This window comes from Desulfovibrio sp. (genome assembly GCA_016208105.1).
GTDB lineage: Bacteria > Desulfobacterota > Desulfovibrionia > Desulfovibrionales > Desulfovibrionaceae > Fundidesulfovibrio.
On the sequence record JACQYS010000008.1, the window covers coordinates 100,402 to 122,883 of the forward strand.

Annotated in this window: 14 protein-coding genes; 9 read left to right on the forward strand and 5 right to left on the reverse strand. The window is 58.8% G+C overall.

Features of this window, described 5'->3' with window-relative positions; translation table 11 throughout:
• Positions 1-8: 8 nt before the first annotated feature.
• The 6 genes from tssI (HY795_03385) (at position 9) to HY795_03410 (ending at position 12,253) form a co-directional block, all read left to right on the forward strand.
• On the forward strand, positions 9-2,306 hold the full coding sequence (gene tssI / locus HY795_03385; GenBank protein MBI4804257.1) for a type VI secretion system tip protein VgrG: 2,298 nt from the start codon (positions 9-11) through the stop codon (positions 2,304-2,306).
• 109 nt (positions 2,307-2,415) lie between these two features.
• Positions 2,416-4,596, forward strand: coding sequence for a type VI secretion system tip protein VgrG (tssI, locus tag HY795_03390; protein ID MBI4804258.1), 2,181 nt, complete (start codon positions 2,416-2,418; stop codon positions 4,594-4,596).
• A gap of 20 nt (positions 4,597-4,616) precedes the next feature.
• Positions 4,617-6,875 (forward strand): type VI secretion system tip protein VgrG, encoded by a 2,259-nt coding sequence (gene tssI / locus HY795_03395; protein MBI4804259.1) that lies wholly within the window; start codon positions 4,617-4,619, stop codon positions 6,873-6,875.
• A 57-nt stretch (positions 6,876-6,932) separates the two neighbouring features.
• On the forward strand, positions 6,933-10,661 hold the full coding sequence (locus tag HY795_03400; GenBank protein MBI4804260.1) for a DUF2169 domain-containing protein: 3,729 nt from the start codon (positions 6,933-6,935) through the stop codon (positions 10,659-10,661).
• Positions 10,662-10,754: 93 nt separating this feature from the next.
• Positions 10,755-11,837: a pentapeptide repeat-containing protein gene (locus tag HY795_03405; protein ID MBI4804261.1), complete on the forward strand. Its 1,083-nt coding sequence runs from the start codon at positions 10,755-10,757 to the stop codon at positions 11,835-11,837.
• A gap of 11 nt (positions 11,838-11,848) precedes the next feature.
• On the forward strand, positions 11,849-12,253 hold the full coding sequence (locus HY795_03410; protein ID MBI4804262.1) for a DUF4150 domain-containing protein: 405 nt from the start codon (positions 11,849-11,851) through the stop codon (positions 12,251-12,253).
• A 202-nt stretch (positions 12,254-12,455) separates the two neighbouring features.
• Here the strand turns inward: HY795_03410 and HY795_03415 are convergent, their stop codons facing one another.
• Both HY795_03415 and HY795_03420 read right to left on the reverse strand, forming a co-directional pair.
• Positions 12,456-13,151 carry a hypothetical protein gene (locus HY795_03415; protein ID MBI4804263.1) on the reverse strand — a complete coding sequence of 232 codons (696 nt, stop codon included), beginning with the start codon at positions 13,149-13,151 and terminating at the stop codon, positions 12,456-12,458.
• Complete coding sequence (locus HY795_03420; GenBank protein MBI4804264.1) at positions 13,148-13,723, reverse strand: C40 family peptidase; 576 nt, start codon at positions 13,721-13,723, stop codon at positions 13,148-13,150. The genes HY795_03415 and HY795_03420 overlap by 4 nt, the downstream gene beginning before the upstream one ends.
• A 112-nt stretch (positions 13,724-13,835) precedes the next feature.
• Between HY795_03420 and HY795_03425 the strand changes: the two genes are divergently transcribed.
• Complete coding sequence (locus tag HY795_03425; GenBank protein ID MBI4804265.1) at positions 13,836-14,612, forward strand: hypothetical protein; 777 nt, start codon at positions 13,836-13,838, stop codon at positions 14,610-14,612.
• A gap of 9 nt (positions 14,613-14,621) precedes the next feature.
• Here HY795_03425 and HY795_03430 read toward each other — a convergent pair whose 3' ends face one another.
• Complete coding sequence (locus HY795_03430) at positions 14,622-16,190, reverse strand: type VI secretion system contractile sheath large subunit (GenBank protein MBI4804266.1); 1,569 nt, start codon at positions 16,188-16,190, stop codon at positions 14,622-14,624.
• Positions 16,191-16,334: 144 nt separating this feature from the next.
• Between HY795_03430 and HY795_03435 the strand changes: the two genes are divergently transcribed.
• Positions 16,335-17,261 carry a hypothetical protein gene (locus HY795_03435; GenBank protein ID MBI4804267.1) on the forward strand — a complete coding sequence of 309 codons (927 nt, stop codon included), beginning with the start codon at positions 16,335-16,337 and terminating at the stop codon, positions 17,259-17,261.
• Positions 17,262-17,411: 150 nt separating this feature from the next.
• The gene (locus HY795_03440) at positions 17,412-19,283 is read left to right on the forward strand and encodes a B12-binding domain-containing radical SAM protein (protein ID MBI4804268.1); all 1,872 of its coding nucleotides are present in this window, start codon (positions 17,412-17,414) and stop codon (positions 19,281-19,283) included.
• A gap of 35 nt (positions 19,284-19,318) precedes the next feature.
• Here the strand turns inward: HY795_03440 and HY795_03445 are convergent, their stop codons facing one another.
• Positions 19,319-20,434, reverse strand: coding sequence for a glycosyltransferase (locus HY795_03445; protein ID MBI4804269.1), 1,116 nt, complete (start codon positions 20,432-20,434; stop codon positions 19,319-19,321).
• A 504-nt stretch (positions 20,435-20,938) separates the two neighbouring features.
• Positions 20,939-22,107, reverse strand: a protein-coding gene (locus HY795_03450) for an IS3 family transposase (protein MBI4804270.1) whose coding sequence is annotated in 2 segments (ribosomal slippage) — positions 20,939-21,849 and positions 21,849-22,107 — 1,170 coding nt in all. Because the reading frame shifts where the segments join, the coding sequence is not laid out codon by codon here.
• Between the last annotated feature and the right edge of the window lie 375 nt (positions 22,108-22,482).

Below are 22,482 nucleotides of genomic sequence, written 5' to 3' on the forward strand. Positions count from 1 at the left end.
AGAAGGTAATGCCTGATCAACAGCCCCACTTCACCTTCAAGATCCAGGGGTTCGACAAGGACACCTTTCATGTGGTTCGTTTCACGGGCACCGAAGGTCTCTCCAAGCTCTACCAGTTCGAACTGACGGTCCTGTCCGAAAAGACGTCCATCGATTTCGAGCAGGCTCTTTCAGGGACCGCCACCTTCACCATCAAGCGCCAGGGCATCACCGACCTCACCTGGCACGGCATTCTGCGGGACTTCCAGCAACTCCAGCGAGCCGACAAGCACGTCTTCTACCGCGCCCTGCTGGTGCCCAAGGCCTGGGAGCTCACCCAGACCCAGCACAACCAGATTTTCTTGAACATGGACATGCCCCAGTTCCTGCAGCAGTGCCTGACCGACGGCGGCCTTTCCCCGGGCCTTGATTTCGAGGTAAACGCGACCGGCAATTATCCCAAGCGCGAATACGTGTGCCAATACAACGAGACCCACTTCAACTTCGCCTCGCGCTGGATGGAGAGAAACGGCTTCTACTTCTTCTTCGATCAGTCCGGCAGCCAGGAAAAGATGATGGTCGCAGACAGCTTGAACGTCCACACTCCCCACCCTGGCGGGGGAATACTCAAGTATGCCGAGCCCACGGGCCTGGATTCAAGCCTTACAGGCCAGGCCGCCAAGAACTTCTACTGCGAGCAGCGCCGCCTGCCAAAAGAGGTATTGCTCAAGGACTACAACTACCGGACTCCCGAGCTGGACATACAGGTCAAGGAACAGGTCAGCGAGAAGGGCTCCGGCACCGTGTACATGCACGGCGGACATTTGCGTTCCCCGACGGAAGCGGCAAATCAGGCCAAGGTCCGGGCTCAGGAACTCAAGTGCCGCGAAAAGCTCTTCTTTGGCGAGTCCAACGCCCCGTTCCTTCAGCCCGGATACACCTTCACCCTGCAGAACCACTACCGCAACGACTTCAACCAGTCTTACCTGCTCATTGAGGTCAAGCACGAAGGAGCCCAGGAAAGCTGGCTCACAGCGGGCCTGGGGACCACAGGACTTGGCGACAAACTTTTCTACCGCAACGGTTTTGTGGCCATCCCGGCCAACGTGCAGTTTAGGTCCGAGCAAAAGACCCCCGCACCCAGGATTGAAGGAACCCTCTCAGCGGTCATCGACGCCGAGGGTTCGGGCCAGTACGCCGAATTGGACGACCAGGGCCGCTACAAGGTCATCATGCCGTTTGACCTCTCGGGCAGAAAGGAAGGGCACGCTTCCGCCTGGCTGCGCATGATCCAGCCATATGCCGGCTCCGGCCACGGCATGCACTTTCCCCTGCACAAGGGTACGGAGGTGGCGGTCATCCACCACGAGGGCGACCCGGACAGACCCATCATCGCCGGTGCAGTACCCAATCCCTTGACCCAGTCCATGGTCACCAGCAATAACCAGACCCAGTCCCGCATCACCACCTCCGGCGGCAACCTCATCCACATCGAGGACCAGGAGGGCAGCCAGCGCATCCTGCTTTCAAGCCCCACCCAGCAGAGCTTCGTGCGCATCGGCTCCCACAACGACCCCGACGACCCGAAACCGCCCGCTGAAGAGAAACCGCCTTCTTACAAACCAACCAAGGGCAATCTCGGGAGTTCTCTCGAGAACTGGGAATGGGCCGAAAGTCCGGACGGCCTCAAGCTCTGCAGCGTCGGGCCGATCACCATCAAAGCCCAGGAAAGCTTTGAAACCATCTTGGGCAACGAGAACGTAATCGTGTTCGGAGTAAGTACGTCATCAACGATTGGCGCCGAGATCACTTTCGTCCTGGGCGGGTTGGTGGAATACCAATTTCCCAGCAAGCTTTCCTACTCCAGCGCGGAGACTCATTTAAAAGGAGAACTCTCGAAAATATACGCCACCCAGACCGAGGTTGCCGCAAGTCAGAACACCATCGTCGACGAAATTCTCGAACTCGTGGACGAACGGACGGATATACAGAACAACAAAATTGCCCTTTGCGCCACCAAGCAGGAACTGACCACGGCCAAAACCCAGATCGGCGCAACCATGGACGCGAACTACGCGACCAAGGAAGAACTCACTGCCACAAAGAGCGCACTTACCAGTGATCTTGAGTTCATTTGCTTGGTAGCCGAGCATACCTTTGCCACCAAGGAAGAGCTCACTGCCACAAAGAGTGAGGTATCAGGGGAAGTTAACCAGGTGCGAGGTGAACTGACCACCCAATCCGGCCAGATAACCTCCATGGCGGGAGATGTCTCCAACCTGTGGGGGGTGGTCAACGTAGTGGCTGGGGAAGTCGGCTTCGTTTGAACCAGGGGCTGGCTTCGATACGCACTGAAACACGAGAGGCTCTATGCCAACCGATGTATCCCAAAAATTTGCTTTCCAAATTCAAGGTTTCGATAAGGACACATTCCATGTGGTGCGCTTCACGGGGACCGAAGGTCTTTCCAAACTCTACCAGTTCGACCTGACGCTTCTCTCCGAAAAGACGTCCATTGATTTTAAAAAAGCTCTGTCCGGAACCGCCACCTTCACCATCAAACGCCAGGAGGGCGGCGATCTTACCTGGCACGGCATTTTGAGGGATTTCCAGCAGCTGCAGCGTTCGGACAAACACGTCTTCTATCGTGCCCTGCTGGTGCCCAAGGCCTGGGAGCTCACCCAGACCATGCACAACCAGATATTTCTGAACATGGATATGCCCGAGTTCCTGCAGCAATGCCTGACGGACGCAGGCCTTTCCCAAGGTCTCGATTTCCAGGTGAATACCACGGGCAGCTATCCCAAACGCGAGTATGTGTGCCAATACAACGAGACACACTTCAACTTCGCCTCGCGTTGGATGGAAAGAAACGGCTTCTACTTCTTCTTCGACCAGTCCGGCAGCCAGGAAAAGGTGGTGATAACCGACAGCCTGAACGTCCACACTCCGAACCCAGGGGGCGATACGCTCAAATACGCCGAGCCCACGGGGTTGGACGCGGGGCTGACCGGACAGGCCGCCAAGAACTTCTACTGTGACCAACGGCGCCTTCCCAAAGAGGTGCTGCTCAAGGACTACAACTACCGGACCCCCAGCCTGACCATCCAGGCCAAGGAACTGGTCAGCGAGAGCGGCACCGGCACCGTGTACATGCACGGTGGCCACCTGCTTACTCCAACTGAAGCCGCGAGCGAGGCCAAGATACGCACAGAAGAGTTCAAATGCCGCGAGCAGCTTTTTTTCGGCGAGTCCAACGCGCCATTCCTGCAACCCGGATACACTTTCACCCTGCAAGATCACTACCGGAGCGACTTCAACCAGTCCTACCTGCTCATCGAAGTCAAACATGAAGGCGCACAGGAGAGCTGGCTTACCGCCGGGCTGGAAGCCACTGGAGTGGGAGACAAGCTCTTTTACCGCAACAGCTTCGCGGCCATCCCGGCCAGCGTGCAATTCAGGCCGGAGGTCAAGACTCCCAAGCCCAAGATAGAAGGGCCTCTTTCAGCGGTCATCGATGCGGAAGAATCGGGTCAATACGCCGAGTTGGACGACCAGGGCCGCTACAAGGTGATCATGCCGTTCGACCTTTCAGGACGGAAGGACGGGCAGGCCTCCACCTGGCTTCGCATGATACAACCCTATGCGGGCTCCGGCCACGGCATGCATTTCCCCTTGCACAAGGGGACTGAAGTGGCGGTTATCCACTATGAAGGCGACCCTGACCGGCCGGTCATCGCCGGGGCCGTGCCCAACCCCGAGACCCAATCCATGGTCACCAGCGCCAATCAGACCATGTCCAACATCACCACCTCCGGCGGCAACCAGATCCATATCCAGGACCAGGACGGCAGCCAGCGCATCCTGCTCAACTCCACCGCCAAAGGAAATTTCATACGCATCGGCGCACACAACGACCCGGCCGTTGACTGGGGCGATGTGGGGGACACCATCAAGGAAATGGCCACCGACGGCATCAACCTCACTACGCCGCAGTGGTTCAACGTCAAGGCCGAGTTCGCCAACCAGATCGTCCTGGCGGACAACACCCAGACCACCATCGGGTTCTATTCCTGCAACTACATCGGTGGTGCGCTCACCTTTTACATAGGGCCCGCCGCCACTTTCCACGTAGGGCCGCAAAAAGATTACACCCTTACGCGCAACAGAGGCCACTTCCACTTGGAAGAAGCAGGAGCGGAAACGACCAGAACTCTCGGCGCTCTGGCGGAACAGGTTATGGACCACACCCAAACCCTGGGCGAGCATACCCAAACCATAGCCGAGCACACTCAGACCATCGGTGAACACACCGAGACCATCGCCGAACACACCGAGACCATCGCCGAACACACGGAAAATATCGGTGAGATCGACCGATGGGCGGGGAGCATCGAAGAGACCATTGGAGAGATCGACCAGTTTGCAGCCCAAGTGAACCAGACACTGGCCGACCACACCCAGACCATAGGCGAGCACACCCAGACACTGGCCGAACATACCCAGACAATTGGAGAGCTGGAGCAAAACGCCGGGGACATCAACATACTGAGTGTAACCGTCAATAACATCACCACCGACAATGTCTTCATAGCTGCCACATTCAATGTTGTGTGAGCAGCATAAGGGCGATGTACATGGCCAATGCCCAACTCAAATTCAGCTTCGAAATACAGGGGTTCGACAAGGACGCCTTCCATGTGGTGCGCTTTTCCGGAGAGGAAGGCATTTCCCAGCTCTACCACTTCGAGATCGAACTCTTCGCGAGCGACATGGACGTGGATTTCGAAAAGGCCCTCTCCAACACCGCCACGTTCAGCATTAAGCGAAAGCTCGGGGACATCCCCTTTCATGGAATCCTGAAAACCTTCGAGCAGTTGAGCCATTCCGGTCCGTACACCTTCTACCGGGCCGTGCTTGTGCCCAAGGCCTGGTGGCTCACCCAGACCACCCATAACCAGGTTTTTTTAAACCAGAACAACGAGCACTTCCTCACCGCGGTATTAAAGGACGGCGGACTAAGCCCGGGCCTGGACTTCAAGCTTTCCCTCCAGGGCTCCTACCCAACCTGGGAATACATTTGCCAGTACGACGAGACCCACTTCGATTTCGCATCGCGCTGGATGGAGCGCGACGGCCTCTATTACTTCTTTCAGCAGGGTTCGACGGGAGAGAAGATGGTCATCACGGACTCTCTCACTTCCCACGGTCCCATGCCCCAGGGTGAGACCTTCCGTTATTCCCCGCCATCCAGCATGCAGGTCGGCCACGAAGAGGAAGTGCTCACGGATTTCACCCTCACCCAGCGCAGGCTCCCCAAGAAGGTGCAGCTCAAGGACTACAACTACCAGACGCCCTCGCTGGAGCTCTCGGCGGAAACCCTGGTCAGCCAGAGCGGCCAGGGCATCCACTACCTCTACGGGCTGCACTTTATGAACACGTCCCAGGGCGAAGCCCTGGCCAAGATCCGCGCCGAGGACTTCAGGTGCCGGGAAAAGCTTTTCAACGGCGTGTCCAGCATCCCCTTCGTACGCCCGGGCTACACCTTCAAGATAGACAACCACTACCGCGGCAGCTTCAACCAATCCTACCAGACCATCGCTTGCCGCCACGAAGGCTCCCAGGAGGCCTGGCTGGTTTCCGGCCTGGGCCTCACCTTCAGCAAGGAACGCGACAACCTCCTCTTCTACCGCAACAGCTTCACCGCCATTCCGGCCTCGGTGCAATTCCGGGCGGAACTCTGCACAGAGAGACCCAAGATTTCCGGCACGTTAAACGCCAAGGTGGATGCGGCCAGCTCCGGCCAATACGCCGAAGTTGATTCCCAGGGCCGCTACAAGGTCATCTTGCCGTTCGACCTCTCGGGAAGAAAGGACGGCCACGCATCGGCCTGGGTGCGCATGGCCCAGCCCTACGCCGGGGCTGGATTTGGCATGCACATGCCCCTGCACAAAGGCTGCGAAGTGCTCATAACCTTCGAGGGCGGCGACCCGGACCGACCGGTGATTGCTGCGGCCGTACCCAACCCGGAGACCACAAGCCCGGTCACTGACCAGAACCAAACCCAGGCCTGCATCACCACCTCCGGCGGCAACCAGATCCATATCCAGGACCAGGAGGGCAGCCAACGCATCCTTCTCTCGAGCCCCACCCAACAGTCTTTCGTTCGCATCGGCTCCCATAATGACCCCGACGACGGGTACGTGAAGGGCGATCACAGCGGCAACTGGGAACAAGCCGAAGACCCCGATGGCCTCAAACTCTACAGCGGCGGTCCGCTGACGGTGAAAGCCAGCGAAAGTTTTGAAGTCATCCTGGGCAACAAAAACGAAATCACCCTTGGAGCGCTCACCGACAACGTGATCGGCGAACGACTCATCACCACTATCGCCCTGTTCCAAGAAATCGATTTGACCAAGCATGTACGGTTTGGTCCGGAAATACATGAGCTCTGGCCGGCAATGAAAAAGGCCGCCGCCGACAGGGAAGATGCCATTGCGAACCTCCGCCGCGACATTGTGACCAACACCGAGTCCATCGCGGAGCACCAAAGATTCGTGACGGCGTGTTATGAGGTATTGGAAGAACACGAAGCGACCATCGCTTCTCATCAACAGAAGATCGGCACTCTCAACAGAACCGTCGGCGAGCAGACCGACACAATCGAGAGCCACCAAAGATTCATCACGGCGTGTCAGGAAATTTTAGAGGAACACGATACGACCATCGCGACCCATACCCGGCAAATTGCGACCCATGACGAGACCATCGGCACGCACTCCAGACAGATCGGAGATATAGATGATATAGCGGGAAATGTGAGCTGGATGTATGGGGCGCTGGATGCTCTTGCCACTGACGTCGATTGGGTCATAGCGAACATGAACGTGGTGTAACAGGCGAGCGGGACACCACCGGCGCGAACATCTTGGAAACAACGAACGGGAACGTGCATGAAGATACTTAAGGACTCCCACCACAGCCCTATGTTTCTTCCCCTGGCCCTGGCCGGGAAGATGCGCCTGGTGTGCTCCGTGATGGTCTATTTCGACCTGGACGACCCGGAGAACCCCCTCCCGGACCGGGAGATGTGGCCCCAGGTGATGAAGCTGCTGCCCCAGCCCCCGGTGCTGGACCCGGGCCTGCCCAAACCCAGGGCCGAGGTGCTGGCCGCTGGCAAATGTTTCGCACCGGACGGCAAGGCCAGGCAGGCCTCCCAGGTGAGCATCTCCGTGGGCGGGGTGAAGAAGACCTTGGACGTCTTCGGCAACCGGCATTGGATAAGTACCGGCGGCGGCTCCGTCGGCATCAGCGACCCGGAACCCTTTACGGAAATGCCCCTGGTGTGGGAACGGGCCTTCGGCGGCGCGCCCGACCCGAGAAACCCCAAAGGCAGGGGTTTCCCCCCGGACAAGCCCACCGGCTCTCCCATCGCCCTGCCCAACGTGGAATACCACGCCCAGCTCATCGGCTCCCCGCAGGACAGGCCCGCCCCGGCGTCCTTTCTTCCCACGGATGTCATGCACCCCGACCGCCAGAAAATGGCCGGCACCTACGACGATGCCTGGAAGAACGAACGCTGGCCCTACTACCCGGACGACTTGAACCCCGAATTCTTTTTAAACTCCACCCAGGACCAGTGGCTTCCTGACTATTTCAAGGGCGGCGAGACCATCGAGATGGTGAACATGCACCCCAAGCGCCAGGTCATTTCGTCGCGCTTGCCTCAGTTTACGGTGCGTTTGTTCCTCACACGCAAGGAAGCTCCGAAGGCCCCTCCGGAAAAGGACATGTTCGAGGAGGTAACGCTCAGGCGCGACACACTCTGGCTCTTTCCCGAAGCGGCCAGAGGCGTGCTGATTTTCCGGGGCGCCTTCAACACGGACCGTGACGACATGGCCGACCTGCGCTTCGCATTCCTGGCCACCGAGGCCATGGGCGAAGCTCCCAAGAGTCTTGAATACTACCTGGAAGCGCAGACCAAGCGCGTGGCGGCCATGAAGCCGGTTGCGCCGGCAATCCCGGACGTAAACCAGAAGGTGAACCGGGAGCTTTTGAAATTCAACCGGGTCTACAAGGATATTGCCAAGGCCAAGGCCAGCGCCATGGGGCAGACTCCCGTCATGCCGCGCGAGCCCGAAGAATTGGCCGGCATGGGCCGTCAGGTGATAGCCACCGGCATGGCCACCTTGGACAAGATGGAGGCCATGGCCCTCAAGTTCCAGGACCAGTTCGGCTGGCGCGCCACCCTGGACCCGGCGTCATTTGCTCCCAAACGCGCCAGGCTGGAAGAAACCGCCAAGAAGATCGATACGTCCGCTGCCAAAGCCTCTCAAACCAAAGCCAGTCTCACTGCCATGAAGGCCGACATGGCCAAGGACATGGGCGCACAGATGAAAGCTTCGCTCACGCCCGAACAGCTGTCCAAGGCAGGCATAGACCCGGACAACCTGCTGCCCGAAAAGGACGACGGCTTCGGGCCCTGGCACGCCATGGGATTCCCCTTCGTGATCGCCTGCCGCCGCAATCTCGAGAACGACCCGACCCTCATGGCTCAGCTCAAATCCTGCAAGTTCTCGGGCAGAACCATTTCCTCGTCCTGGGCCGGATTCAACCCCGCCCCGGTGATTCAAAACGGCCCGGAATGGGGCTTGGCGCCCGGGGAGTTCACTCTGCCCAAGGGGCTGGTGCTGCCCAGGTTCGAGGGCAAGAAACTGGTCAGAATCCTCATCCTTAAAGACTGGCCCGTCTGCGACGAAACACCGGTTTCCTCCTGGCTGGTTCCCGGCTCGGACCCCGCCCCCCTCTGGCTCCCGGCTCCGGGAGAAACAGCCCCAGTGGTGATCGCGGCCGGCGAGTTGGAGGGTCTGCTTCTGGAGCAGGAGGTGGGGGATGTGTGCCATGTGCTGGCCCTTGCCTCCGAAAAGGCCGTTCCTCCCCCCGAAGCTGCCAAGAGCCTGAAAGCAGCGCCCGCCGTGCTGGTGACTACCCCGGAAGGTTCGCAGGAAAGCCTTTCCAAGGCAGTTCCCTATCTCCCCCTTTCCGACAAGGCTCAATGGCTGCCCTTGCCCAAGGGCACCGACTGCCTCAAGTGCAGGGCACAGGGCGCAGACCTTCGCGAACTGGTGTTCGACGCCCTGCCCCCGGCGGCAATAGGCCTGCCCGAGGATGAACCCGAGCCGCCCTTCGGCCCGGCACCTGCCAAGAAACGCCCGGCCATGCCGGACATAGCCGGGCTCATCCAGGCCACCCTCTCCGAGGTCAAGGCCTTTCACGCGGCCAAGTTCGACGGACTCAAGGCCTCCATGAAGGACCTGGAGGGCCAGGCCCGGGAGGCCCTGGCCAAGCACGGCAAGGATTACGACCAGATCATGGCCGAAGCCAAGACAGCGCCCCGCACCCCCTTCGACCAGATGGGCAAAAACATGGCCGCCGAGATCCGCTCCAGGCGCGACGCGTTGAAGGCCAAGGGGCTGCTCCCCCTGGACAAGGAAGCGGACATGACCAAGGCCGCCGAGCAGGCGGAAACGCTCGGGGCGGACTCCGAGGCCCGCTGGCAGGAAGGACAGAAAAAGCTTGCAGAAGCGGCCAAGAAGATCGAAGCGGCCAAGGCCGCCAAGCCAGGCGAAATCCCAGAGGACATGAAGGCCAAGTTCAAGGAAGCGGGCATGGACCTGGACGCCATGACCAAGCGTACCCGCGAGGAAGTGATCGAGATGCACGCTGCCGGGAAGTCCCTCTCCCAGGCCATATTGGCCGATGTGGACCTCTCGGGCCTCGACCTTTCCGGAGCCGACTTCACGGGATGCCGCCTGACCAGGGCCAACTTTTCCAAGGCCAAGCTCGACGGCTGCATCTTCGCCAAGACCATGGCCCAGAACGCGGATTTCTCCGGGGCCAGCCTGAAGAACGCCCGCTTCGACCAGGCCATGCTCATGAAAACCAGCTTCAAGAAGGCCATGCTGTCCGGAGCGAATCTGCGCCAGGCCAGCCTCAAGCAGTCGGACATGGAGGGCGCGGACCTCTCCGGGGTGGATCTGTACATGGCCACCGTAGGCAAGGCCAACCTGACCGGAGCTGTGTTTGCCGGAGCGAACCTGGCGCTCATGGCCGTGCAGGAATGCCTGGCCAAAAAAGTGGTGTTCAGAGAGGCCAAGCTGGAACGGGTTCTCATGCGCAAGACGGACCTCACCGGGGCCGACTTCACCGGAGCCATCCTGGCCAGCTCGCAATTACAGCAATGCTCGGGCCAAGGGGTCTCTTTTGCCAAAGCCACCTTCCGCAAAGGAGCTCTCGCGGACTGCGAACTGCCCGGCAGCGACTTCACCGGCGTTCAAGCCAACACCGTGAACATCCGCGGATCAAACCTCGCCGGTTCGGATTTCCGCACGGCAACTCTCACGGGCTGCCGTGTGGAAGGCACGGACCTTACCAGGGCCAAGATGAGCGGCGTCAGCGCCCGGGGGACCTCTTTCCCAGGTTCGGACCTGGAAGGGGCGGATCTGCGCGGTGCGGACCTCTTGTTCGGATCGCTCTCAAAGACTCGTATCGTGGCCGCCAACCTGAGCGACTCGAACTGTTTCGGCGTGGACTTCCATAAGGCAGTGGTGGGCAAGACACGCCTGGACAGGGCCAACCTCAAAATGACCGCCCTTCACGAGAAGGCGGACCTCCTGGAGTAACAGCATGACCGCCGCTGCATTGAGTGGGAACACTCTTCTTTTCTCCAGGGAAACACCTTCTGGTTTTCTTCTACGCTTGGAGGAGCCGCTCTTATGGCCGTAAGCAATGGACCCTACACGCGCCAGGACGTGCTGGACGCGGCCCGAAACCACCGGCCCGTCATAGGGGCCGACCTTTCGGGCCTGGACCTCTCCGGAGCCGACCTTACAGGTGGGCGCTTCGAGAAGGTGAACTTCACAGGCGCCAATCTCGCCGGAGCTACCATCAAGGATGCGGGCTTCAAGAAATGCGTTTTCACTTCCGCCATTCTTGACGGATGCGATTTCACCAAAATGAATCTCTCCAAAACGAGCTTCGCCGGGGCGAGCCTTAAACACATACAGACCCAGATGACCCTGCTCGGCGGATCGGACTTCACCGGGGCCGATCTCACGGGAGCCAGGCTCTACTGGTCGGTTATTGAAAAGGCGAAACTGGACGCCGCCAAGCTCACTGGCGCCACCCTGGAGAAGCTCACCCTGCGCGCGTCTTCGCTTGCCAAGGCTGACCTTACCGGTGCCAAGCTCATCAAGGCCATTCTTACCAAATGCGATCTCAAGGGTATCGCCTTCAAAGACGTCACGTTTGAAAAGGCCCTGCTCTCCGGCTGCGACCTTTCCGGCCAGGACTTCTCCGGGCTTAGCCTCACTCAGGTGAATCTCTCCGGATCCAACCTGTCGGGGGCGAAGTTCGTCAAGAGCAAGCTCTCCTACAGCCATTTGGGCAAGGCCAACCTGGAGGGAGCGGACTTCACCGGCGCGAGCGGCTCCAAGTCCATGTATTTGGGGGCATCGCTCAAGGGTGCCAAGCTAACGGGCGGTACGTTCGTAAGTTCCGTGTTCTCCGAGGCGGACCTGTCTGCCGCCGACTTAAGCGGCGCCACGCTCTTCAAGAGCTCCTTCGCCAAAGCAAAGTGCCGGGGGGCGAAGTTCACGGGCTGCGACCTGCGCCATGCGGACTTTTCCCACGCGGACTGTACCGCGGCGGACTTCAGCCGGGCCAACATGACCATGGCCAATGTCCACATGCTTCAGGACGAGCACGCAATTTACGACCTGACCGAACGGACCCTGCTGCGCCCGACAAACAAAGATATGGCTGAGGCCGAGGCATTCAGGCCCGTCCAGCAGGCTTAGGAGAGACCATTATGTTCGCACTGACCCTGGGTTCCGGAGTGGACTTCGCCTTCCCCGACGTATGCATTACGCCTGTGGGGCCTATACCCACACCCATCCCCTACCCCAACATCTCGGAGTCCATCACCACTCAGCCCGCTGCGGACAACATCACCATCGACTGCATGCCGGTGATCAACCTCATGTCCATGGGGCTTGTGAGCGAAGGGGACGAGCCTGGAGTTTTACTCGGAGCGGTGTCCCACATGGAGTCCGGCCAGACCGATTACACGCTGGGATGCTTCACCATTTTCATGGACGCGGCCCCATGCCAGCGGCTGACCAGCCTTACCCGGCAGAACTGTTTGGTGGAACTGCCCAACGCAGTGGGCATGACCATCGCGCCGAGCCAGGTGACGGTTCTGACGTTGGGATAGCGGGGCTCCGCCCCGGGCTCCGGCAGGGCCCTGCCCTGCACCCGCCAGGGGGATGATCCCCCTGGACCCTCAGTGAATTTCAAGGGATTCGCGATAACGCGACAAGCCAGCATCAAACGAGACGCCTCGCATCGATCAGCGCGAAGCTAAAAAGGATTCCAAAGGAACTGCGTTCCTTTGGCCGCCGGAGGCTTCCCCTTCTCTATCTCCCGGTCTTGGTTGGCGTGGGCGGATTGTCCTGAATCTGTTTGGCCGTGGCCGCGGCGGACTTGGGCGTTGGCCCTGTCTGCCCCTTGGGCGTGGCCGGAGAAGCCCTGGGCGTTCCCTGCGGCGTCTGCTTGGCGGGCGCTGTCGCTCCGGGGTCGTGCACTGGTTCTTCCTGGATGGCCAGCTGGTCGAGCGGAGAAATCTGGTCCAGCTTCATGTTGCACAAGGGGGTCGGGCTCGGCAGCTCGTCCGTGACCAGGGCCTTGGCCCAGAGAAGGTCCGGATCGTCCAGGCGCTGGTCGTCGTAGAGGCCCCAGATGCCCGAATAGACCAGCTCGGCACGCTGCTTGATGAAGTCCGGCCTGTATTGAAGAATCATGAAGGCCTGGGTGTCCGTGAGGCCTACGAACGTTCCCTCACGGGTGACGCAAGTGGCTGAATCGGTGCGGGTCTTGACCTTGGCCATGTTGTAGTAGCCGCGAACCTCCACCACCTTGCGGTTGTTGATGTCGTAGTAGACCTGCCAGGTAACGCGCTCGAAGTAGGAGTAGCGCTCCATGGCCTCTTTGACCGTGAGGGTGGTGTCGAAGGGGAAGCGGGCCGCCTGGGCCAGCTGGACGTCATTTAGGGGAACGGCCAAGGCCGCCTGAGCCCAGCAAAGCACTAACAGAGACAACAATACTCGCTTCATTGGGCCCGCCCCTCTTGCTCCAGGACGCGCCGCCCACCAGCGAAAGTGCGGCTCCAGTAGGAGCCTGAGAGGTCGTCCACGCCCACCTGCCCGGAGTTCTGCGAGCTGTGAATGAAGCGGCCCTGCGACAGATAAATGCCCACGTGGCCCACCTTGCCTCCGCGGCCGAAGAACACAAGGTCGCCCGGGCGAAGCGACTCGGCAGCCACGGGCCTTCCAGCCAGGAACTGTTCGCCCGAGGTTCTGGGAAGGCTTTGCCCGGCCTTGCCGTAAGCCCAGCTGGTGAAGCCGGAGCAGTCAAACCCGGCCGGGGTAGTCCCGCCGGGCAGGTAACCGCGCCCCATTTGCGACGAGGCCACGGCCAGCAGCTTGGACGCCATGGCCGGGTCCCTGGCCAGCCAGAATGGAAGCTCACCGCGCAGGGCATTCAGGTAGTAGGAGATGACCAGAGGATCGAACGTAGGCGAGGGATTAGCGATGGCGGATCGTTCCCGAAGCCCAATGCCAAGCGCGGCGAAGCACGCCGAGAGGGCCATGAAGATCGCCAGCACCCATTTCGCCCCGTAGGTCATCCGCTCCTCTCCGATGCGCTGGTAACTGTTGTCCTTGCCATGCGGCTTGCGCTATAGCATGTATTGAAACAAAGGAAAATGCTCATCAATAATCTCAAGCAAAGGTTGGGCCATGACCAAGAGTATCTGGGTGACCATCCTGGAAAAGGACGAAGCCAAGGGGAAGGCCCTGTTCGAGGCCATTCACCGTTACGGTTTGGGAGTAAACGGCCACTTCTGGGTGGACGATCTGGAGAAGATGCAGTGGGCCGGTGCCTTTTCGGAGATTTCCAAGCCCGATACGGCCCTGTGGCTCATCAAGGGAACGCTTAAAAGCCTGCAGGAGGAGACAACGCGATACGGTTTGTCCATGCTGGCCGTCATGGTGCAGACCATGAAGGGGCACGGGTTCCCCATCATTCTCATCCCAGAGGACGGCCCTCTGGACCCGGCCAGTCTGCCTACCCCGCTCAAGGGCGCGGCAGTCGCCGCGGACGACGCAACGCTTATGGCCAAGCTGGTGGCCAAAGCCAACACCCCGGTGCCCAAGGTGGCTACAGAGTACCACCTGGACATTCACCCCTTGCCCGGGCTCGGGCAGTGGTTCGAGGTCGGGCCAGCCGCGGGCCACCAGTGGGCCGGGGCCATCTTCGGCACGGACGGCGCCGAGGTGGACGCCCATGGCGCAGGCCCCAGGGGAACCGTGCCGGAAAAGGCGGTTCTGGAATACCCCATGAAGGGCGTGAAGTTCACCCTGGGGCAAAGCGAGTTCAATGCCTGGGCGGTAAAGAACGCCCTGGACGACAATACGTCCTACTATCTGCGGGTGAAGGGCTATCCCAAGGCCGTGGCCTTCGGCAGCCTGCCCGAAGGTGATGAAGCCGAGATGTTCGTGGTGGGGCTTAAATAAGCTTGGCTCTTACCACCCGAAACCGAATGTGAGGCGTTCCCCGCCCATGACCGCCCTGGGCGGGGTGAAGGAGATGGTCAGCGGCACGCGCCCGTCCTTCTCTTCCCCGGCCGTAACGGTCAAATCCGCCGGCGGGACCTGATCGGTCTGGTTGAAGAGGTTCAAGAGCGCCCTGGTCACCATTGCCGCCGGATCTTCCTGCACGGCATCCGGCGAGGACTCGCGCGTTTGCAACAAGTGGCTCACTATCCTACCGAAGAAGAGCTGAAACACGAATGATCCGCCGTCCAGGGAAGTCTGCCTGGGCAACATGGTCACGTCCTTGCCTCGGCCCCCGACCAGCGGGGATATCCCCGCTTCCATGAGCTCGGCGATGCGGTTCTCGTCGAAGAGCCCCTCTGTGGCCGCCGGCCCATCTCCTGAGTCGGCCACGGCCAATTCTTCCACAAACACGGTGCGGTAGTCCGCCAGCCTGGACGGCCAGCCGTAGGCGGCCACGCTCTTGGCAGCCAGGGTAGCCACCCCCCAGCACGGAGAAAGCCACAACGGGGACTCTTCGGTGAACACGACCGGGCGGGCGGGATTGCCCGGGCCATACGGAGCGCGGGTGAGGAAACGATTCAAAGTGAGCATGAGCCGCGACGCGCCGGGATGGTCGCGCAGCTTGCGGAACTTGACGAACTGGGCGTCCTCCAGGGCGCTCTTCAGGTAGCCGAGCTTGGAGAGTTCGCGCCAGGCACCAATGCGGAAGAATGTCATGGACAGTTCCGCCACCACAGGGGCCAACAAAGTGTCGGCAAACGCCAGAACCTGCTCGAGAAGCTCGATGCTGGCCGGGGAATTGTCGAACCCGTGGTCGATGACAGTCAGGTGTGGGGTGTCCTCGATCAGCTCCACGGCAAGGGCTCCTAGCGCGTCCGCCAGGTTTTCTGGCGACACTGAGCAGAGCTTCAGCCGGACCCGCCCTCCTTCCTTCAGTCCAGCCTTGCGGGCCAGGCACTCGGCGCCGCGCCAGGCTGATTCGTAGAGCCTGAAGTTGGGGTCCGCGAAGATTCCAGCCACGGCCCGCGCCACAAGCGTCTCGACCTGGGCCTGCCAGCCTGCCAACCCGGAGCCTCCACTCGCCTGGGACGGCGCTCCGTCGACAGCCACCATGGACAGGATATCGTCAATGGCCCCGGTGTCGGCCGTTTCTTGCTGCGCTGCCTGGGCGATACTCAAATCCAGGGGCAGGCCCGGCCATTGCGCCCGGATGTCGGCTGCGGCCTTGTCCGGCTGGGCGCCCGAGGCCCTGGCCTGAGCAAGGTAGGAGCGGCAGGCATCCAGGTCGGCGAGATATGGCGTGTTCTTCACCACATTCTCTGGCTTGAATCCGGAAAGGCTCGAAACAGCCACATCCAGCCCGGCCTCGGGGCAGACGTCCTTGGAGAGTTCTACCCAGAACCTTGGGGCCATCTGGGCCAGGGCATCGTCTAAGGTATAGAGGTCGGTCTCCACCACGCGCGGCTTGTAACCTTGGGCGGCCACCGGCGCGAAGGGCGCCAGGGCCAGGATGGTGAACGGCTGAACGCTTGGCATGACTACTCCTGAACGGTAAGGATTTCTTGTCTTATAGCACGAGTGCGTATCCGCGCGAAAGACATTTCCAGCCCTGGTGCCAGGGCAAATATTACCTCGGCACGCTCCTTGCTTCTCGTTGGCAACGCGAAGCAAGGAGCGCTTATGAAAACCGTGGACATCGCCCAGGCCAAAATTCAGCCCGTACTCATGATATTGACCCACCCCTTCCGTGGCGTCAAAAATCTGCTCATTACCTTGCGCTGCCTGGAACGCTACACTGATCTGCGTTCTTTCAAAAAGATATACATTCTGGCCAATGCCAGTTTCGGGGAACATCTGCTTCTCATTCAAAAATACGTCAAGAAATACCCAGGACTTATCCAGGACGTTCACTGCTCTCCTCCCGGACACAATCCCTGCGTGGCCCACATGCAGAACCTTGTGCACGAGCGACACTTCAAGGACGTCATCCTGAAGATGGACGACGATATCTTCGTAACCCCGGGTTGGCTTCCGCCTATCCTGGAGGGCTTCAAAAAATACCAGGATGACCCGCAGGCAGGAATGGTCACGCCGATGGTGCCCATCAACACCATGGGGGTTAAGATCCTCTGGGATGCCCTTGGGAATCTCTACGGCGACGAGTACAAGGACATCTGGGTGCGCGGCGGCCATATCGGCACGAACATCCAATACCATCAGTTCATCTGGGAGAAGGTCCTGAATGATGACCTGATATCCAAATACCTGGCAACCGTCACCGAGCCTTATCATGTTTCCACAGGCCCCGGTTCTCATCTGAGCATAAACTGTTGCCTCTATGACTATAGAGTCATGGACAAGGCGTATCCGTACAATCTCGAAGACGAGTGGTTTCCGGACGGCGAAAAGAAGTTCGATGAATCCATCATCAACCGCTTCGTCCGCGACGGGCACCTTAAGACCATAGTGGCAAGACGCTCTGTAGTTCACCACTACTCTTTCAACAAGGTACAGGTGGAACTCATGCAGTCCCACCCAATCGAGATGGTGTATGAGTACCTCATGCGCCTGGAGTCACCTGGCAAGACTATTCGCGCCGCGAGTTGAGCCGGACATCAGGACGACTGAAACGCCAAAGCATTCGAGCAACAGGGCTGGTCTCTCCTGGAGAAGTTCATTGCGTTCAGGGCTTGAAGCATGTCAAACGTCTGAAGCCGACACTGGCGAACAAAAGCAGGAGCCCGCTCGAGCCGCATCATGAGAATCCTCATCGTTGCCCCCCGTTTCGTGGCCAAGGCGGGCGACTACTACGAGTTCCCCTTGGGCCTGAGCTACGTATCGGCCTGTTTGAAGCGCAAAGGGTTCGACGTCGAATGTTTGAACCTCAACCACACTGACACATCCCCCGAGCAAACCGTGTCCAGGGCGGTACGTTCTCTGGACATCGATCTAGTCATGAGCGGAGGACTCTCTGCCCATTATTGGGCGGTGCGACAGGTTTTCGACTCTGCAAGGCTGGGCAGGAAGGACGTGCTCACTGTTGCCGGAGGAGGCCTCGTCTCCAGCGAACCCGAACTCATGCTGAACGCTCTGGGGCTGACTGCGGGAGTTATCGGAGAAGGCGAACTCACTTCAACGGAGTTGGTGGAATGCCTTTCCCACGGTGGGAATCTCGCCGATGTACCCGGCATCGTCCACCGAGATGAGTCCGGAACACTCAGCCTCACGAAGGTTCGCCCGTCCATATCCGATCTGGATATAGCCCCTTTCCCGGATTACGACAGTTTCGGGGTGGAATCATACCTGGACATTCAAAGGCCTGGCGACAACTACTATCTCTATCCTTTCGACAAGCCCCGCCTTCTTCCCGTCATCTCCAGTCGCTCCTGCCCGTACAGCTGCACGTTCTGCTATCACCCACTGGGCAAGAAATACCGGAGGCGCAGCCTCGAGTCCTTCTTTATCGAACTGGACTCTTACCGCGAGCGTTACGGCATCAACATGCTGGCGATTCTCGACGAGCTATTCCCGACGAGTTCTCCCTGGCTTGAAGATTTCTGCAACCGCATGCGCGAGCGGGATCTGCTCTGGATCGCCCAGTTGCGGGTCAGCGGCATAACCCGCGATGCACTGAAATCCATGAAGGAGGCCGGCCTCTTCTACATCAGCTACGGCATTGAGTCCGCCTCTCCGACGATTCTGAAAAGCATGCGCAAGCACATCACAGTAGCTGAAGTGGAGTCCGCACTCAGCCAGACACAGGCTGAGAACATAGGCATCCAGGGAAACCTCCTGTTTGGTGATCCTGCCGAAACGCTCAAAACGGCCAAGGAATCACTCGACTGGTGGGAGCGAAATCCCCACTACCACCTCGCCATGAATCTCGTGATCCCATACCCTGGCTCAGTGATCTACCAACAGTGCCTCTCCCGGGGAATCATCCACGACAAGCTGGCCTTCATCGAACAGGGATGCCCCCCTCCAAACATGACCACCATGGGGGATGCTGAATTGGAATCCGTCGTCGGACGAATAGCGGATCTCAAGGTGGCGAAGCGTATGTTCTGCGAGGCAAGCGCGAAAGATATCGGATTCGACAAAGTGAAAGGGAGGCATGTCCACGAACTCTCCACCACATGCCCCAGGTGCGGCGCGGCCAACATTTACGGCAACTTTGTCTGTGAGCAGTTCGAGGTATTCAAACTCTCCTGCCGCTCGTGCAACCAACGCTTCGATTGCTCACCCCTGGTGTTTCCCCACCTTCTGGAGAAAGTCGCTCCTCTCCAGTCCGCATTGGATGTGGCAAAAAGAACCGGACGGCCACTAGCTGGAGCTCCGGCGCTCTTTCGGCCCACCTTCGAGGAATACCTCGGACTCATGGGGTTTGCTTTCGAGGATTTCGATTGGCGCTTATTCCTGGACGACAGACCGCAGCGGGTCGGGTTGGAATACGCTCCTGGAGTATACGTTCGCGCCTTGAACGCAGTCGACCTCTACGACCTACCGAAAGGATTGGCGGTCTTCGTTCCTCCGTACCCTGGTTGTGAGAATATTGTACGCAAGCTTCGCGAAAACTATTGCTTGGCTGAGAGGGATATTCTCCACTCCGCCGGTGGTGTCGGGATCTGAGCGTTTTCTCTACTTACGTCCCACAAACTGGATGATCAGCACTCCCCAACCTGACACTCCGGCAGAAATACATGCACTATTTTCTCCCGTGGGATCCCCCGGCCCACAAGGGCGGCCTGTTTCGCACCATCCGGGTCGAAGCCGCAGATTAGAACGTAGTCTCCGCCCCAGTTCCCGAATCTCTCCTCGTCCATGAATGGGATTGCGAAGTATCGGCCCTCGCCAAGTACTCCAGGCAGCGCCCCCAGCTCGTCGAGTATGTCCAGCACCACTTTTTCCACCGGGCCGAGCCCCAGCACCGCTAGCTTCATGCCAGGCCTGCCATGCATGAAGAATCCCAAGAAATAACGGATGCGGCTGCGCAGCCGGGCATAGCCGGTTCCAAAAGCCTCCAGTACGTCCGGGGAACGGTCCCTGACCCGGAAGACCTCTTCCCCGCGCTTCTGGGCAATGTGGATATTGGGACCGATGATGTCGTAGAGCGAGTTGTCGTACTCCTCGCGCATGCGACACATGCGTGTGTTGGGATGCATCCTGTTGGCTCCCAGGTTCACAGGCAGATTTTTCATGACAAAGCCGTGCTGCCAGATGCGCACCCAGTAGTCGTGATCGTCGCGTGGATGCGACTCCAGATAATCGCCAACTGTTTCGTACACTTCCCGGCGGTAAAGAAACGTCGGTCCCACCAAACAGTAGGAGAGGAGCCGGTCCGGATCGAAGGGCCCATAGTGCAGGATTTCATGGGATCTGCCCATGGAATCAATGTTCTCGAAGTCTGAGTAGACGAATCCCACGTCAGGGTTATCATCCAATTCACGCACCATGGTTTCCAGCCAGTCAGGATAGGGGACATTGTCTGTCTGGTGCCAACAGACATATTGCCCCCGCGTGCGCCTAAAACCCTCGTTGAGGGCCTTTCCCATCCCAGGTTCCGGATATCGAACTGCTATCACGCGCGGGTCATCGATCGAGTCGAGAATATCCCAGGTCGCGTCCGTGGAGGCGTAGTCCATGACAATGAGTTCCCAGTCCGCGAATGTCTGGGCCATGATGGCCGCGATGGTTCCCCCAATGTACGCCCCGTGGTTATGCGAGGGCATGACGATGGACACTTTCGGGGAAATAACGGTCGATTTAGTAGCCTTTGGCATCGGGAAACCTTTTTTTAGCATGCGATTTATGTCCATCACCCCGCAGCGTTAGCCCTGACTCTTAGGCCCAGCAGCGACGGTAGGATTCGAAACCGTCGAGAACGGCCATGACGCCTGGGGAATGCGGGGAATATCCAGGCTCAACAACAAGCCGCAACATTGCTAAATCCAAGCGAACGATAAATATATCACTACTGATCAGACCACCATTCCACCCTATGAAATAGAAATCCTCTTACTGAAGCTGCCCCGCTGGACCAGATATTGGTTTGAATTAAGTTTGTATACTACCAGAAAAACCCCCTCTTACCTAAATCAAGTAGCTCTGGTCGGGATGCCCGCCCCACCAAACCAGACTATGAACTGTTTAGCTAGTTATTGTCTGATTAGCCCGAACTTGCTTATACCCTATAACCAATGTTCATGAGACAACATGATTGGAAGAGGTGGTCCCCGTCGTTCGGACAGGTTGACGGCTTGGATAAGGTGGAACCTGTTGTTCCATTATGCCGCCTTGAAGCCTACCAGGGACGGATTTAATCCCGGCCCCGGCTTCTGGTTCCCGGAATACACTTCGTCGGGCGTCATGTCGTCCAGGCTGGAGTGCGGCCGGTTGGCATTGTCGTAGCCGACCCATTTGCCGATACCCGATCTTGCTTCGCTCCCCGTTTCAAAAGTCCGTAGATAAACACACTCGTACTTCAGGGATCTCCACAGTCGTTCGATCATGACGTTGTCCATCCAACGGCCACGTCCATCCATGGATATCCGCACGTTGGCGTCCTTCAAGGCCTGGGTGAAATCCAGGCTAGTGAACTGGCTTCCCTGGTCAGTGTTGAAGATGTCCGGCGTTCCATACCGACCAAATGCTTCTTCCAAGGCCGCAACGCAGAAATCAGCCTCCATGGTGTTCGACAGCCGCCAGGTCAGAACATTTCGGCTGTGCCAATCCATGATCGCCACCAAGTACAAAAAAACACGGCGCATCGGGATGTAGCTGATGTCCGCACACCAAACTTGGTTGGCCTTCTCGATGACCAGCCCGCGTAGCAGGTATGGGTAAACCTTGTGCTCGGGATGCGGAATGCTCGTGCGCGGCTTCTGGTAGATCGCCATCAGCCCCATCTTGCGCATCAGTCTGCGTACCCGTTTTCCGCCGACGTGGTAACCAAGGCGACGGAGGTGGCGCACCATTTGCCGTCGTCCATACCACGGCGTTTCGAGAAACTGCTCGTCGATCAGTCGCATCAGCGTATGGTTCAGGACGCTTTCCCCGGTCTCCTCATAGTAGAATCCGGAGCGGCTGAAGCCCAGCAGGTGACACTGTCTGACGATACTGAGCCGGGGATGGCTTGGTTCGACCATCCCTCTCCTTCGGGCGAGGCTCAACGCCCGAAGGCTTTGGCCAAAAAATCTCGTTCCACTGTCAGCTGGCCGATCTTGGCATGAAGATCCTTGATCTGCGCCTCGCTGAATTCCTGCGGCCGTTCAAGCTTACCGGAGAAGATACCCACCAACCCGTCCATCGCCAGCTTCTTCCATTGGGCGATCAGATTCGGGTGGACGCCGAATCGCACGGACAGCTGCGCCAGCGTCTCTTCACCCTTTAAGGCCTCTTTAGCCACTTTCGCCTTGAACTCAGCCGAGTAACGGGTCCGCTTGCCCTTGGACATGATCCCTCCGTGTGCCTTGGCTCCACCTTATACACCTGTCCGAGGATTGGGGACCACCTCTGACCATTTGTTCTGAGAGTTATCTCAATTTGAGAGGTCATTGTATAGGGTTCAGGTCAATTCTCCGGATACAACATAATATCAGGACCAAGGTACGCGTGAAGCTCAAAGCTAGAACTCGACCAATATCTCAACTATTGCCTGGCACTAGCATTGGGAGATTAACACCAGAGCGAACCGAATTATTAATGCATGTTGGCTTGATAATCATCTTGACTAAATCGCCGGTGATCCTGAACAGTTTCTCATTGCAAGGGATAAGCTCACGCTTTATGAGTTCTATGGAAATCAGCTCACAACCTCTGGGATACGCTC

Bases quoted from the DNA above. Each gene is read 5' to 3' on its own strand.
- HY795_03415 (MBI4804263.1), bottom strand. From the start codon at position 13,151: ATGAAGCGAGTATTGTTGTCTCTGTTAGTGCTTTGCTGGGCTCAGGCG.
- HY795_03440 (MBI4804268.1), top strand. From the start codon at position 17,412: ATGAGAATCCTCATCGTTGCCCCCCGTTTCGTGGCCAAGGCGGGCGAC.
- HY795_03410 (MBI4804262.1), top strand. From the start codon at position 11,849: ATGTTCGCACTGACCCTGGGTTCCGGAGTGGACTTCGCCTTCCCCGAC.
- HY795_03425 (MBI4804265.1), top strand. From the start codon at position 13,836: ATGACCAAGAGTATCTGGGTGACCATCCTGGAAAAGGACGAAGCCAAG.
- HY795_03420 (MBI4804264.1), bottom strand. From the start codon at position 13,723: ATGACCTACGGGGCGAAATGGGTGCTGGCGATCTTCATGGCCCTCTCG.
- tssI (MBI4804259.1), top strand. From the start codon at position 4,617: ATGGCCAATGCCCAACTCAAATTCAGCTTCGAAATACAGGGGTTCGAC.
- HY795_03445 (MBI4804269.1), bottom strand. From the start codon at position 20,434: ATGCCAAAGGCTACTAAATCGACCGTTATTTCCCCGAAAGTGTCCATC.
- HY795_03435 (MBI4804267.1), top strand. From the start codon at position 16,335: ATGAAAACCGTGGACATCGCCCAGGCCAAAATTCAGCCCGTACTCATG.
- HY795_03405 (MBI4804261.1), top strand. From the start codon at position 10,755: ATGGCCGTAAGCAATGGACCCTACACGCGCCAGGACGTGCTGGACGCG.
- HY795_03400 (MBI4804260.1), top strand. From the start codon at position 6,933: ATGAAGATACTTAAGGACTCCCACCACAGCCCTATGTTTCTTCCCCTG.
- HY795_03430 (MBI4804266.1), bottom strand. From the start codon at position 16,190: ATGCCAAGCGTTCAGCCGTTCACCATCCTGGCCCTGGCGCCCTTCGCG.
- tssI (MBI4804257.1), top strand. From the start codon at position 9: ATGCCTGATCAACAGCCCCACTTCACCTTCAAGATCCAGGGGTTCGAC.